The 13,353-nt window shown below is 65.6% G+C and carries 13 protein-coding genes; 2 read left to right on the top strand and 11 right to left on the bottom strand.

What is annotated here, in order from left to right:
- Positions 1-68: 68 nt before the first annotated feature.
- A complete protein-coding gene (gene cyaY, locus DELCS14_RS05160; RefSeq protein ID WP_012207381.1) occupies positions 69-407 on the bottom strand; it encodes an iron donor protein CyaY in 339 nt (112 codons plus the stop codon).
- A gap of 12 nt (positions 408-419) precedes the next feature.
- Between cyaY and DELCS14_RS29700 the strand changes: the two genes are divergently transcribed.
- Both DELCS14_RS29700 and DELCS14_RS05150 read left to right on the top strand, forming a co-directional pair.
- The gene (locus tag DELCS14_RS29700; RefSeq protein WP_080518227.1) at positions 420-701 is read left to right on the top strand and encodes a lipoprotein; all 282 of its coding nucleotides are present in this window, start codon (positions 420-422) and stop codon (positions 699-701) included.
- A gap of 91 nt (positions 702-792) precedes the next feature.
- Positions 793-1,620 (top strand): MBL fold metallo-hydrolase, encoded by an 828-nt coding sequence (locus DELCS14_RS05150; protein WP_012207382.1) that lies wholly within the window; start codon positions 793-795, stop codon positions 1,618-1,620.
- Here DELCS14_RS05150 and DELCS14_RS05145 read toward each other — a convergent pair.
- From DELCS14_RS05145 to DELCS14_RS05100, 10 genes are all read right to left on the bottom strand, one after another.
- The gene (locus tag DELCS14_RS05145) at positions 1,617-2,237 is read right to left on the bottom strand and encodes a protein-methionine-sulfoxide reductase heme-binding subunit MsrQ (RefSeq protein ID WP_013800757.1); all 621 of its coding nucleotides are present in this window, start codon (positions 2,235-2,237) and stop codon (positions 1,617-1,619) included. The two genes, DELCS14_RS05150 and DELCS14_RS05145, sit on opposite strands and share 4 nt — an antisense overlap.
- Positions 2,238-2,250: 13 nt before the next feature.
- Complete coding sequence (msrP, locus tag DELCS14_RS05140; RefSeq protein WP_013800756.1) at positions 2,251-3,231, bottom strand: protein-methionine-sulfoxide reductase catalytic subunit MsrP; 981 nt, start codon at positions 3,229-3,231, stop codon at positions 2,251-2,253.
- A gap of 182 nt (positions 3,232-3,413) precedes the next feature.
- Positions 3,414-4,754, bottom strand: coding sequence for a c-type cytochrome biogenesis protein CcsB (gene ccsB / locus DELCS14_RS05135; RefSeq protein ID WP_012207385.1), 1,341 nt, complete (start codon positions 4,752-4,754; stop codon positions 3,414-3,416).
- Positions 4,751-6,934 (bottom strand): cytochrome c biogenesis protein ResB, encoded by a 2,184-nt coding sequence (locus tag DELCS14_RS05130; RefSeq protein WP_013800755.1) that lies wholly within the window; start codon positions 6,932-6,934, stop codon positions 4,751-4,753. Before DELCS14_RS05130 ends, ccsB begins: the two co-directional genes overlap by 4 nt.
- A gap of 139 nt (positions 6,935-7,073) precedes the next feature.
- A complete protein-coding gene (locus tag DELCS14_RS05125; protein WP_034397008.1) occupies positions 7,074-7,724 on the bottom strand; it encodes a c-type cytochrome in 651 nt (216 codons plus the stop codon).
- A 276-nt stretch (positions 7,725-8,000) separates the two neighbouring features.
- Positions 8,001-8,933 carry an AraC family transcriptional regulator gene (locus DELCS14_RS05120; RefSeq protein ID WP_013800753.1) on the bottom strand — a complete coding sequence of 311 codons (933 nt, stop codon included), beginning with the start codon at positions 8,931-8,933 and terminating at the stop codon, positions 8,001-8,003.
- Positions 8,934-8,987: 54 nt separating this feature from the next.
- Entirely contained in the window at positions 8,988-9,932 is a 945-nt protein-coding gene (locus tag DELCS14_RS05115; protein WP_013800752.1) for a carbohydrate kinase, read from the bottom strand.
- Between the two features lie 5 nt (positions 9,933-9,937).
- Positions 9,938-11,362: a D-arabinitol 4-dehydrogenase gene (gene dalD, locus DELCS14_RS05110; protein WP_013800751.1), complete on the bottom strand. Its 1,425-nt coding sequence runs from the start codon at positions 11,360-11,362 to the stop codon at positions 9,938-9,940.
- Between the two features lie 64 nt (positions 11,363-11,426).
- Complete coding sequence (gene ugpC / locus DELCS14_RS05105) at positions 11,427-12,485, bottom strand: sn-glycerol-3-phosphate ABC transporter ATP-binding protein UgpC (RefSeq protein WP_013800750.1); 1,059 nt, start codon at positions 12,483-12,485, stop codon at positions 11,427-11,429.
- Between the two features lie 45 nt (positions 12,486-12,530).
- Positions 12,531-13,349 (bottom strand): carbohydrate ABC transporter permease, encoded by an 819-nt coding sequence (locus tag DELCS14_RS05100; RefSeq protein WP_013800749.1) that lies wholly within the window; start codon positions 13,347-13,349, stop codon positions 12,531-12,533.
- Between the last annotated feature and the right edge of the window lie 4 nt (positions 13,350-13,353).

The raw sequence follows: 13,353 nt of genomic DNA, 5'->3' as shown, positions 1-13,353 counted from the left end.
GCGATTGACCACGCAAGAAAGCCCGGCCATGCCGGGCTTTCTTCATGGAGCCTGCCGATAACGGCGGATCAGCGTGCCGAGAACTGCAGCGCCAGGCCCGACTGCTCGGTGGCGTAGCGGCTCAGGTTGGCGAAGAACTCGCCCGCGCCCTTGGTGTCGAGCCAGGCGCCCTGCGCCGCGTCGTAGCGGTAGTGAAAGCCACCGGCCTTGGCCGCCAGCCAGATCTCGTGCAGCGGTTTTTGCTGGTTGATCACGATCTGGCTGCGGTTGGCAAAGACCAGGGTCACCATGCCACCCACGCGCTGGGCATCGAGGTCGGCATCGGTTTCATCGTTGATGCGATCGCAGTCTTGCTCCACCGCCAGCAGCAGTCGTTCGGCAAGGTCCAGAAATTCTTGGTCGGTCATTACAATTCGCTTATGTTGAAAGCCTCGCAAATTCTAGTCAGGTGCATTGCCCTTGGCGCCTGTGCGGCGTCCCTGGCCGCCTGCGGCCAGAAAGGCCCGCTGTTTCTGCCCAGCTCGCCTGCGGCCAGCCACCGCGCCACACTGCCGCAGACCCTGGGCATTTCCAGCCCGGCCGAGCGTGCAACGCCCGCGCCTGCACCCACCACCTTACCCGCTGGCCCGTCAAGTGCCGCCGTCGAGGAAAGCTCAACCCCCACCGGCACCACGGACTCCCGCAAGCAGCAGGCCGACTGAATCGGCAGCCGCGCCGCGGCTTGATGCACATCAACACCGCGGCCAGGCATGGCGCTTAGAGTGACTTTCTCTTGTCCCTCGACAACCCGCCATGCCCGTAGAGCTCTACCGAGACAAAAACCACGCCTGCCTGATGTTCACCGACCTCATCGAGGAAGATGGACAGGCCATACAGGCCAATCAGTTCCTCATCGTCGATGACGACACGGGCGCCATCATCGACCCGGGCGGCAATCTCGCATTCAACGAGCTGTTCATGGGCATGTCGCGGCATTTCGCGCCGCACAAGCTGTCCTATCTGATCGCTTCCCACGCCGATCCAGACATCATTGCCTCGCTGGACCGCTGGATGACCAGCACCAAGGCACAGCTGGTGATCTCGCGCATCTGGGAGCGCTTCGCGCCCCACTTCACCAAGGTCGGCAAGACCGAAAACCGCGTGATCGGCGTGCCGGACGCCGGTGGCCGGCTGCCGCTGGGCCGCCATGAGCTGCACCTGCTGCCCGCCCACTTCCTGCATGCCGAAGGCAACTTCCACTTCTACGACCCGGTCAGCCGCATCCTCTTCACGGGCGACCTCGGCGTGTCCCTGATGAACGGCATCGAGGCGCAGGTGCCCGTGACCGACCTCGTGCCGCACATCGCGCGCATGGAAGGTTTTCACCGCCGATACATGGTCTCCAACAAGATCCTGCGGCTGTGGGTGCAGATGGCGCGCCAGTTGCCCATCGACATGATCGTGCCCCAGCACGGCGCGCCCATCATGGGTGCCAAGGCGATTGCCGACCTGTTCAACTGGCTCGAAGGACTGCAGTGCGGCATCGACCTGTTCGACCAGCGCAACTACCAGCTGCCCATGGCGGACATCGACCCCGTGACCCGCCAGCTGCGCCCTGCCCTGCGCGCCGTGGCCGGCTAGCTCCTGGCGCGCCGGCGGCGCAGTGCATGGACCACGCGCCAGGCCAGCAGCAGCGCAAGAATGGCGGCGTACACGCCGACCTCCGCAAAGTTGTTCTTGCCTGCGCGCATCCAGAAGAAATGCAACAGGGCCAGCGGCGCGACCGCATAGATACAGCGGTGCAGCCACTGCCAGCGCCTGCCGCCCATGGCGCGCATGACACGGTGCGGTGAAGTCACCGCCAGAGCGGTCAGCAAGAGCAGCGCCGCAAAGCCCACCAGGATGAATGGGCGCTTCGGGATGTCGAGCACGATCTCGCCCCAGTCCATCCCCATGTCGAACCATGCATAGCACAGCAGGTGCAGCAGCGCGTAGAAGAACACATACAGACCCAGCATGCGCCTGAAGCGCGCCAGTGCCGTCAGTCCCAGCGCCTGGCGCAGCGGTGTCACGGCCAGCACCACGCACAGAAAGCGCAAGGTCCAGTCGCCGGTGGAGCGCAGCAAGGCCTCGGCCGGATTGGCGCCAAGCGTGTTCAGGATGGCTCCAGCCAGCAGCCACGCAAACGGCAGCAGGCACGCAAGAAACACCAGCGGCTTGGCCGTCCGGTGCAGCAAAAGACGCTGCACCGCTGTCATTGCATGGGCCACATCAATAGAACTTCTTGAGGTCCATGCCGGCGTAGAGCTGGCCCACCTGGGCTTCGTAGCCGTTGAACAGCTGCGTCTTGCGCTTCTTGGCGAACAGGCCGTCTTCGCCAATGCGCCGCTCCGTGGCCTGGCTCCAGCGCGGGTGCGGCACGTCGGGGTTCACATTGGAATAAAAGCCGTACTCGTTGCGCGCCGCCTTGTTCCAGGCCGTGCCCGGCTCCTTGTCGGTCAGGCGGATGGCGACGATGCTCTTGGCGCTCTTGAAGCCGTACTTCCACGGCACGACCAGCCGCACGGGCGCGCCATTCTGGTTGGGCAGCACCTCGCCATACATGCCGAAGGCCAGCAGCGTCAGCGGGTGCATGGCTTCATCAAGGCGCAGCCCCTCGGTGTAAGGCCAGTCCAGCACGCCGCTGCGCAGGCCCGGCATCTGCGCCTTGTCGGCCAGGGTCACGAATTCCACATACTTGGCACTGCCCAGCGGCTGCACCTTGCGCAGCAGCTCGGCCAGGGAATAGCCCACCCAGGGAATCACCATGGACCAGCCCTCCACGCAGCGCAGCCGGTAGATGCGCTCTTCCTGTGGCGCGAGCTTGAGCAGCGCATCCAGGTCCAGCGTCTGCGGCTGCTGGACCAGGCCCTCGATCTTCACCGTCCAGGGACGGGTCTTGAGCGTGTGGGCGTTCTTGGCGGGATCGTCCTTGTCCAGCCCGAATTCGTAGAAGTTGTTGTACTGGGATACATCGGCATAGGCCGTGACACGGTCCATGGTGTTTGCGCCCACTACCTGGGAAGGCACGGAGGCCAGTGCTGCCAGCTTGCCGGGGCGCTGCACGCCCGCCGCCCAGCCGGGCAACGCCGCGCCGGCCGAACCTGCGGCCAGGTACTGCAGCCAGGCACGGCGCTTGAGGTAGCCTGCCCGGGGCGTGATCTCGCTGCCTTGCGGGTGTTGGAAGCCGTTGTCGTGGGAGCGGATCAGCATGGGAATCTCCTGGTGTGCCGGCGGGCACGGGGCGCTATTGCTGGCGATATGGCGATTGGGAGCATCGCAGGCGCGCGCAAGTTCCCTGCGGCACCGATGCGATGGTGCACGAAAAAGCGGCATGCGCCTGAACGCATGCCGCTGCCCTTATCTTGCCACTGTCACTCTGCCACTGCCGTGGCTCAAAGCTCGCCGTAGCTGTGCAGCCCCGACAGGAACATGTTCACCCCCAGGAAGGCGAAGGTGGTGATGGCCAGTCCACCCAGCGCCCACCAGGCGGACACCGTGCCGCGCAGGCCCTTGACCAGGCGCATGTGCAGCCAGGCCGCGTAGTTGAGCCAGACGATCAGCGCCCAGGTTTCCTTGGGGTCCCAGCTCCAGTAGCCGCCCCAGGCCTCGGCCGCCCACAGCGCGCCCAGCACGGTGGCGATGGTGAAGAAGGCAAAGCCCACGGCGATGGATTTGTACATCACATCGTCCAGCAGCTCGAAGCTGGGCAGGCGCTCGGCGATGCGCTTGCGCGCCAGCAGGATGCCGGCCACGATCAGCGCCGAGATGCCGAAGTAGACCATCCAGTAGCTGCCGCCGTTCTGGGTCGCGCCCTGGCGGAAGACGATGGGCTCGAAGCACAGCACCACACCCAGCATCCACAGCGGCGCGAGCTTGTACCAACGGGTCTCTGTCGCCTGCTGCTTGATCAGGTAGGCAAAGGAGACCATGGCTGCCAGCGCAAAGGTGCCGTAGCCGATGAAGTTGGCCGGCACGTGCAGCTTCATCCACCAGCTCTTGAGCGCCGGCACCAGCGGCTGGATCTCGTGCGCCTCGCGCACCAGCGTGTACCACAGCAAAAAGCCCACGGCCGCGCTGACCACCAGCATCACGAAGCCGCCCAGGGCGCGCGTGTCGTAGTGCTGTTCGTAATAGAGATAGAAAAGCGCCGTCATCCAGCAGAACATGACGAACACTTCATAGAGATTGCTGACCGGGATGTGGCCCACATCGGGGCCGATCAGATAGCTCTCGTACCAGCGCACCATGGTGCCCACCAGCGCCAGCGTCACGGCCAGCCAGGCCAGGCGCGAGCCCAGCAGCGACAGCGCCGTGCCCTCGCCCCGCGCAAACATGCCGATCCAGTAGAAGACGGTGCTCATAAAGAACACCATGCTCATCCAGAGGATGGCCGACTGGCTGGACAGGAAGTACTTGAGGCCGAACACCGTGTCCGAGCGCGCCAGTTGCGCCCCTTCAGGCCCCTGGTAGAGCCCGATGGCCAGCAGCGACAGCCCGGCCACCACCAGCATCAGCCCGCGCAGCGGGCGCCAGAACCAGCCCAGCCAGATGGCCGAAGGAATGGTGCCGACCAGGATGCACTTTTCGTAGACATCCATGTACTCGCCATAGCGCTGCAGCGCATACAGCAGTCCCGCCGCCACCAGGGCCGCGAACACCCAGTCGAACCAGTTGCGGCGGGCGAAGAAGCCCTCGTTGAGCGTCAAAGTCGTCGTGGTAGTGGCGGTGTTCATGCGGAACCTCCGGGGGATTTCTTGTGGATGGGCTCGGCGCCTATCAGCTTGCCGGCCAGCATGGCGAATTCTCTATCACCATCGAGTGTCTTGCGATTCGTGGACAAGGCCATTTCGGCATGGCTTTCCCCATCGCGGGGCGTGAGCCAGATCCAGAGGCGGCGGTCGCGCACGTACAGCATGCAGAACACGCCGATGATGAGGAACAGGCAGCCCAGATACACCACGTTCTTGCCCGGGGCGCGCGCCACCTGGAAGACGCTGGCCTGCACCTGCTTGAAGTCCTGCAGCATGAAGACCATGGGCATGGGGTAGAACTGCGCATCGCTGAGCGAGAACACGGCCTGGGTCATGAAGGACTGCGTCTGCTCGCTGGGCTCCAGGGGCGCCTGGCCCGCCTGCGTGCGCACGATCTGGGCCAGCTCGAACAGCACGCCGTTGAGAATGCGCACCAGCACCTCGCCCGCACGTTCGCGCTCGGCCGCAGGCACATTGCTTTCCATGAAGTCCGAGATGGCCTGCAACCCGCCCAGCGGCTTGCCGTCCGGCCCCTTCTTGTCGGTCTGGCCCGCGAACAATTCCAGCGCCTTGGTGGCCGACTGCGCCAACGCGCCACTGAGTTCGGAACGCGAGGCGTCGATGGCCTTGGCCACATAGGCCTTGGCAGCCTGCTCGCGCAGCCTGGGGTCCTGCAGCGCGCTGCGCAGGCGCAGGAAGGTGTCCATCTCGCTTTCGGGATCGGCGGGAATGCGCAGGTAGCGCATGGCATCGGCCTGGTTGTCGCGCACGCCCAGCAGGAACACGCGCTGGCCGTCGCCCGTGTCCACGGGCAGCATGTAGTTCTGGAATTCGCGCGCCTGGCCCGAGGCATCGCGCAGCTTGTAGCGGATGCTGGGGCCGATGTTGCGCAGCTCCTTCTTGGTCACGGTCTTGTGGGCCGCGCCCAGGCGCTCGTCGATGGCCTGCTTCAGGTCCACCTTGCGCACATCGGTGCCGCTGCCATTGGCCCCGCCGCCACCGCCGAAGTTCTCCACGTTGATGGTGCGCAGTTCGGCAAACTCCAGCGTCACTGTCTCGTCCTTGCCGTCCGGGAGCTTGCGCACGAACTGGTCCGATCCGCCGATCACGCCCTCGACATCAAAGGGCTTGGCTCCCGCCTCCAGCGGCACGGCGCGCAGCTTCACCGACGAGCCGCCGTCGTCAAAGCTGGACTGGTAGATCTCGATGCCACGGTAGCTGGCCGGGTGGTTGACCTCGATGCGCTTTTCCAGCTTCTCGCCCGTGGCCTTGTCGTGGATGACGACCTCGCTGGCAAACAGCTTGGGCATGCCCGTGGAGTAGTACTCCACGATGAATTTCTTGAGCTCCACCGCAAAGGGCAGCTCCTGCAGCAGCACGCCGTCGGACTGCGACAGGATGGCCGTGCCTGCCGTGCCGCCTTCGGTCACCAGAAGGTTGCCACGGAAGGTGGGGTTGCGCTCGCTCAGCCGGTGCTGCTCGGACACCTCGGAGATCAGGCCACCGCCGGTATAAGGTGTTTTGCCTCCCAGCCACATCTGCGCGCGCACGATGAGGTCGCCATCGAACAGCCCCCCCAGGCAGATCAGCACGATGGCGCTGTGGGCCGCGATATAGCCCAGCTTGTGGGCCGCGCCCGCCTTGGCCGCCAGCATCCAGCCCGTGCCGGGACCGGCCGCCGTGTCGCGCTGCTGCAGCCGCACCTTCCAGCCGCCCGACACCAGCTGCTGGCCCAGGCGCCTGGCGGCCTCTTCTGTGCTTCCGGGCACCACGTTCTGCGCACGGTGGCCGAAGGCCTTGAGGCTTTGTTCGCGAACGTTTTCCTTGTAGCTGCGCAGATCGGCCAGGTACTTGGGCGCATGGCGTGCCACGCACAGCGAGGTGCTGATCACCAGAAAGGCCAGGATCAGCAGGAACCACCAGGCGCTGTAGACCGCATTGAGCTTGAGCGCGAGGAACAGCTGGGCCCAGAAAGGCCCGAACTGGTTGACGTAGTTGCCCACCGGCTCATGCTGCTTGAGCACGGTGCCGATCACCGAGGCAATGCAGATGACCGTCAGCAGCGAGATCGCGAAGCGCATCGATGCCAGCAGCTCCAGGGTCGCGCGCGCGGCCTGCGGGCGGGAGGGAGCAAGAGCGGCACCGGAAGAGTTGTCTGACATGAAGAACGAAAAGCCAAAACCCGAATGAAAAAAGCGGGACCATCTGCATTCATGCGATGGACCCGCCTGGCTTGGGGTGTCTATAAAGCAATAGGTTCCCGGTGATTACCCTGGGAACCGCGTCGGCCCCGGGATCGCATCAACGCAGGCCAGCGATGTAGTCTGCCACGGCCTTGATTTCGCGATCGTTAAGCTTGGCAGCAACCTGCGTCATCTGAATGCTATTGCCGCGCTTGCCGTCACGGAAGGCCGTGAGCTGGGTCGTGGTGTAGTCGGCATGCTGGCCCGCCAGGCGCGGGTACTGGGCTGGAATGCCGGCGCCGTTGGGGCTGTGGCAGCCCGCGCAGGCTGCAATGTTGCGCTCCTGGATGCCGCCGCGGTAGATGCGCTCGCCCATGGCCACCAGGTCCTTGTCCTTGGCAAAGCCGTCCTTGGGCTTTTGCGTGTGCAGCCAGGCGGCGATGTTCTTCATGTCAGGCTCGCTGAGCATGCTGGCAAAGCCCTTCATCACGGGGTCCTTGCGCTTGTCGCCCTTGAACTCCAGCAACTGCTTGACCAGGTACTCGGGATGCTGGCCGGCCAGCTTGGGCTGCAGCGGGATGGTGGAATTGCCGTCGGCCGCATGGCATGCCGCGCAGACGGCGGTGTAGCTGGCCTCGCCCTTCGCCAGGTCGGCCTTGGCCGCCTTCGGCTGTGCCGAGGCAGCAGGTGCCTCGCCAGCGGAGAAAGCGGGAAAGGCGGGGGCTGCAGCAAGAATGGCAGCCGTCAGCAAAGAGGCAAGCAACTTCATATCGAGGGCGTGGTTCTGTTGTTGAAAGCGCAAAATTCGGCGGATTCTACAATGGGGTCCCCTGTGATTGATATCGTCAGGAACCCTGGTTTCGCCCCTGCGCACAGAGGAAAACATATTCCTTGATCGTGGTCACAAACTGGCCACGGATTCGGTGCTGAACATATGTTTTTCGCAGCCCAGCATATCGATCTGTGCCAGCGCGGCAATAAGGGCTCTACCCATGTGGCGCGCAATACCACACCCGTGCGCGCCAGATTCCGCTTCCCCGTCGCTTCAACCCGCGCCGAAGCGGCTGTCCGCCTGGCGGCGGAACTCCGAGGGCGTCATGCCCTTGATCTCCAGGAAACGCCGGTTGAAGTTGGCCACGTTGTTGAAGCCCACCTGGTAGCAGATGTCGGCGATGAAGCTATCGGTCTGCATGAGCAGGTGGCATGCGCTGTTGATGCGTACCCGGCTGACGAAGTCGGTGAAGCTGTTGCCCGTGGCCCGGCGGAAAAAGCGGCTGAAGCGGCTCTCGCTCATGCCCAGCTCGGCCGCCACGTCGGCCAGGCTCAGCGGCTCGCTCACGCGCGACATGATGCGGTTGACCACCTCGTTGATCTGGTCCACCTGAGCCTCGCCCTGGGCGCCCTGCATCTGCACGGCTGACAGCAGCCGGTAATCGGTGCACTCGGCCAGATCGGAAAGCAGCGCGCAAAAGGCCGTGAAGCGGCGCATTCCGCGCGCACTCCTGACCGCATCCCAGTGCGCGCGCGCCGTCTGCGCCAAGCCGAAGAACTCGATGCCATGGCGCGCACGGTCCAGCAGTTGAAGCACCTCGCGCATCTCCGGGATCTGCTCGGCCGCACGGGCGATGGGGTCGTGGTTGAAAAGGATCACGTAATCGCGTGCAGGCGAGCCTCCATCGGGCGCATCGAACGAGATCCAGTTGTGCGGCAGGCGCGGGCCGCACAGCACGAGGTGGCCGGGCTCGAAGGGTCCTATCCAGTCTCCCACGAAGGCGCGGCCCGAGGTGTGGGTGATGAGGTGCAGCTCGTACTCCTCATGGAAATGCCAGCGCACCAGGGGGCTTGGGAAACCATGTGCCAGGCAGCGCACCAGGCCGCTGCCCTCCATATCCTCATAGCCCAGCGCGGGCGTCCGCACGAAATCGCGCTCCAGTTCAGGGTGACGCTGGCGGGGTGTGCGGCGGCGTGGGCTGGTCATGGCGGCGTGAAGGTTTCTGGAGAGGCCATGGGCAAACAGTATCACCAGCGGCGGCTATCCACCGCAATGGGCTGCCAGCGCGGCATCGAGTTCCGCGCGCCGGGGCGGCTGGGCACCGGCGCGCGTGCAGTTGAGCGCTGCGGCCGTTGCGGAAAAGCGCAGCACCTGGCGCCACGCGCTTTCGGGCAGTTCCTGCAACTGGCCCGGCTGCTCGACACCCTGCTCCAGCAGCGCAACCGACAGCGCCGCGCCAAAGGTGTCGCCCGCGCCGATGGTATCCACCAGTTGCACGGCCGGCGGCTGCACCGACAAAGGCGCCTGTCCTGCCCGCAACAAGGTCGCGCCGGCCGCTCCGCGCGTGAGCACCACGGCCCGGGGACCCAGCGCCAGCCAGCGCGCGGCGGCCTCCAGCGCCGGAACGCCGGGCGCGATAAAGGCCAGGTCCTCATCGCTGAGCTTGACCAGGTCTGCCTGGGCCAGCCAGCCCAGGCAGTCGCGCCGGAAGGCCTGGGCATCGCGGATCAGCGTGGGCCGCACGTTCGGGTCGAACACGATGATGCGGCGCCCGCGCTCAGCCGCCACCAGGTCCAGGATGCGCGGCCCGACAGGGGTGTGCAGCAATGCGATGGAGCCGAACTGCAGATAGCGGCATTCGGACGGCAACTCGGGCAGCTCGGCAGGTGCCCACAGCGTGTCCGCCGTTGCCTGCGTATAGAAGGCATAGCGGTTGGTGCCTTGCGCATGCTCGACAAAGGCCAGCGTGCTGGGCGCATCGCAGCGCTGCACAAGGCGCATGTCCACGCCGTTGCCCTGCAGGTGCGCGAAAAGGCGCTCGCCGAAGAGATCGCGCGACAGTTGCGAGACAAAGCCCGTGGCCTGCCCGAGCCGCGCAGCGGCCACGGCACAGTTGGCGGGCGCGCCTCCTTCATGGCCCTGGAAGGCCAGGCCGCCCGTGGCGGTGAAATCGATCAGGGCTTCGCCCGCGATGGCTATGCGCATGCGTTCTACCTCGCTGCCTGTTGGACAAAAGCATGGACACGGTCTGTGGCACGGCGGACCGCCTCCACCAGATGCGGATGGCCCGCGGCCTCACCCCACAAGGGCACTTCGGCACACAGCGCGGCCACGGGGTCGGCGGCGGCGCAGATGGCGCGTGCCACTGCGGGGTCCATGGCCTGATCCTGGTAGGCATAGGGCAGTGTGTCATGGTGCCAGCGCTGCAGAAAAACCAGGAACAGCGCCGGCAGCATGGCCACGGCATCCATGGACGCGCCCTGCGCGATGCGCTCGCGCACCGTGGGCGCGATGAAGCCCGGGATCTTGGCAAAGCCGTCGGCCGCCACGCGCTGGTTGGTGTCGCGTATCGCAGGGTTGCCGAAGCGTTCCAGCACGGTGTCGCGGTAGGCTGGCAGGTCCAGGGCCGATGCCTTGCCGGGTGTTGCAAGGCAGGGAATCACGTCCTGCGTCACATAGTCCCATGCCATCTGACGTATCGCCGGCACGGCACTGCCTTCGTGGATGAAGCGCAGGCCCGCCAGCGTGCTGGCCCAGGCAATGCAGCTGTGGCTGGCGTTGAGGATGCGGATCTTGGCCTCCTCGTAGGGGGCCACGGAAGACACCATCTCCACGCCCACACGCTCCCAGGATGGGCGGCCTGCGACGAAGCGGTCCTCTATCACCCACTGTGAAAAGCTTTCGGCCGTCACGGCGGCCGCATCGTCCCAGCCCGTCGCGGCCTGAACGCGCTCGCGCAGCTCCGGCGGCGGGCGCGGGGTGATGCGGTCGACCATGGCATTCGGGCAGCTGATGTTGTGCCCTGCCCACTCGGCCAGTTCCTGCAGTTGCGCCCGTTGCATGAAGGCCAGCAGGCCGGCCAGCAGGCGATCGCCGTTGTGGCGCAGGTTGTCGCAGCTCAGCAGTGTGACCGGGCCGGCATGAGCACAACGGCGCAACTGCAGGATGGCGCACAGCACGCCATAGATCGTCTCTCCGACCTGCCCCTGTCGCATGCGGCCGATGTCGGCCGCAAGCTCCGGGCTGCCGGTGTCCAGCACGCCGCTGCCATCGAGGTAGTAGCCAGCCTCGGTCACGGTGAGGGAGATGACACGTGTGCAAGGGCTGGCTCCGCGCGCGATCACGGCGGCCAGCCCGGGCGCATGGGGGATCACTTCGCGCAGGGCCTCGATGCGTTGGTAGCGCACCGATCCGCCAGGCGCAATCGTCTCCAGTGTGTAAGCCCCTCCCTGCCGCGCCAGCGCCTCCAGCGTCTGCGCCATGTCGGAGCGCAGGTTGGCCCCCACCAGCTCCCATTGCGTGTCCCCTGCATCGATCAGCCGCTGTTGATAGGCGGCCTGGTGCGCACGGTGAAAGGAACCCAGACCCAGGTGCAGCACCGTGGGTCTGGAAAGATGCGGAACAATCGCGTTCATGGTGACCAAAGGGAGATGAGGAAGAAAGGATGACTGCGCCGGGCAGCCTCTCGGAGCGAAGCGCTCAGGCGCCTGCCAGCGTGCGTCCCTGGCGGTCGAACAGGTGCAGTGCGCAGCCGGTGTCCAGCGCGACGGACACCGCGTCGCCCACGGCCAGTGGCGTGCGCTCGGCCTGGCGCGCGATGAGCTGCGCCCCGCCCACGCTGACATGGATCAGCGTGTCGGCGCCCAAGGCCTCGATCAGGTCCACGCGGCCCATGACCTGTCTCTGTGCAGCGGCATCGGGTGCGACCTGCGCTCTGGCCACGCGCAAGGCCTCGGGGCGTATGCCCAGCGTACCGTCGGCGGGCAGGCGACCCTGCGTAGCCCCGGAGAACACGGGCAGTGCCCCGGCGGCGATCAGGTTCATCGACGGCATGCCGATGAACTGCGCAACGAACTGGTTGGCCGGATGGTCGTAGAGCTCCAGGGGCGCGCCCACCTGTTCGATGCAGCCATCGCGCAACACCACCACGCGGTCGGCCAGGGTCATGGCCTCGACCTGGTCATGGGTGACATAGATGGTGGTGGCGCCCAGCGCCTTGTGCAGCTTGTGGATTTCCACCCGCGTGTTGCCGCGCAGCGCCGCATCGAGGTTGGACAGCGGCTCGTCGAACAGGAACACCTTGGGCGCACGCACGATGGCCCGGCCTATGGCCACGCGCTGGCGCTGGCCGCCCGACAGGTCGCGCGGCTTGCGTTCCAGATAGGGCGTGAGGTTGAGCGTCTCGGCCGCCTGCCCGACCTTTCGGCGTATCTCCTCTTTCGGCACGCCGGCCAGGCGCAAAGCGAAGGACATGTTGTCGTACACGCTCATGTGCGGATACAGCGCATAGCTCTGGAACACCATTGCCAGGTCGCGCTCGCCCGATGGCGCATGCGTGATGTCGCGCCCGTCGAGCAGCAACTGCCCCGAAGTGATGCTCTCCAGCCCAGCGATCAGGCGCAGCAGCGTGGACTTGCCGCAGCCCGAAGGCCCGACGAAGACGATGAACTCGCCGCGCTCGATGGCGAGGTCCACGCCGCGGATGATCTGCGCCTCTCCGAAGCGCTTGCGTATGTCCTGAAGTTGCAGATAGGCCATGGTTTTCCTTGTGCAGCACAAAGCCGCGAAATGGATGCCGGACGGCTACTTGACGGCGCCAAAGGTCATGCCCTGCACCAGTTGCTTCTGGCTGAACCAGCCAAACACCACGATGGGGGCGATGGCGATCAGCGAAGCGGCCGAGAGCTTGGCCCAGAACAGCCCTTCGGGGCTGGCATACGAGGCGATCAGCGTGGCCAGCGTTCCGGCCCGGGCGCTGCTCAGGTTCAGCGACCAGAAGGCCTCGTTCCAGCTCAGCACCAGGCACAGCAGCCCGGTGGAGGCAATGCCGCCCACAGCCAGCGGCAGCACCACATGGCGGAACTCGGCCCACAGGCCTGCGCCATCCATGCGCGCCGCTTCCAGGATCTCGTTGGGGATGTCCTTGAGCGCGCTGTAGAGCATCCAGACCATGATGGGCAGGTTGGACAGCGTGAAGACGATGACCAGCACGGTGAGCGAATCTAGCAAGCCCGCCCCTTGCGCCAGCACATAGATGGGCAGCAGGGCCCCCACGGCCGGCATCATCTTGGTCGAGAGCATCCACATGAGCACGTCGCGCGTGTGGCGGCTGCGAAAGAACGCCATGGAGTAGGCAGCAGGCACGGCGATGGCCAGGCCGATCAGGGTCGAGGCCAGGCTGGTGATCAGCGAATTGCGCGCATACAGCAGGTAGTCGCTGCGCTGCTGCACTTCGCCGAAGTTGGCCAGCGTGGGCTCGAACACGAACAGCGGCGGCACGGCAATGGCCTGCAGTTCCGTCTTGAAGGCCGTCAGGAACAGCCAGGCCAGCGGAAAGAACAGCAGCAGTGCCAAGGCCCATGCCGCAGCGGCGCGCACCAGGGTGGAGGAACTTGTTTTCATCATG

The sequence above is a fragment of the Delftia sp. Cs1-4 genome, from assembly GCF_000214395.1.
Classification (GTDB): Bacteria; Pseudomonadota; Gammaproteobacteria; order Burkholderiales; family Burkholderiaceae_C; genus Comamonas; species Comamonas acidovorans.
The sequence above is the reverse complement of the archived record's forward strand: the minus strand, read 5'-3'. Positions and strand labels throughout refer to the sequence as shown.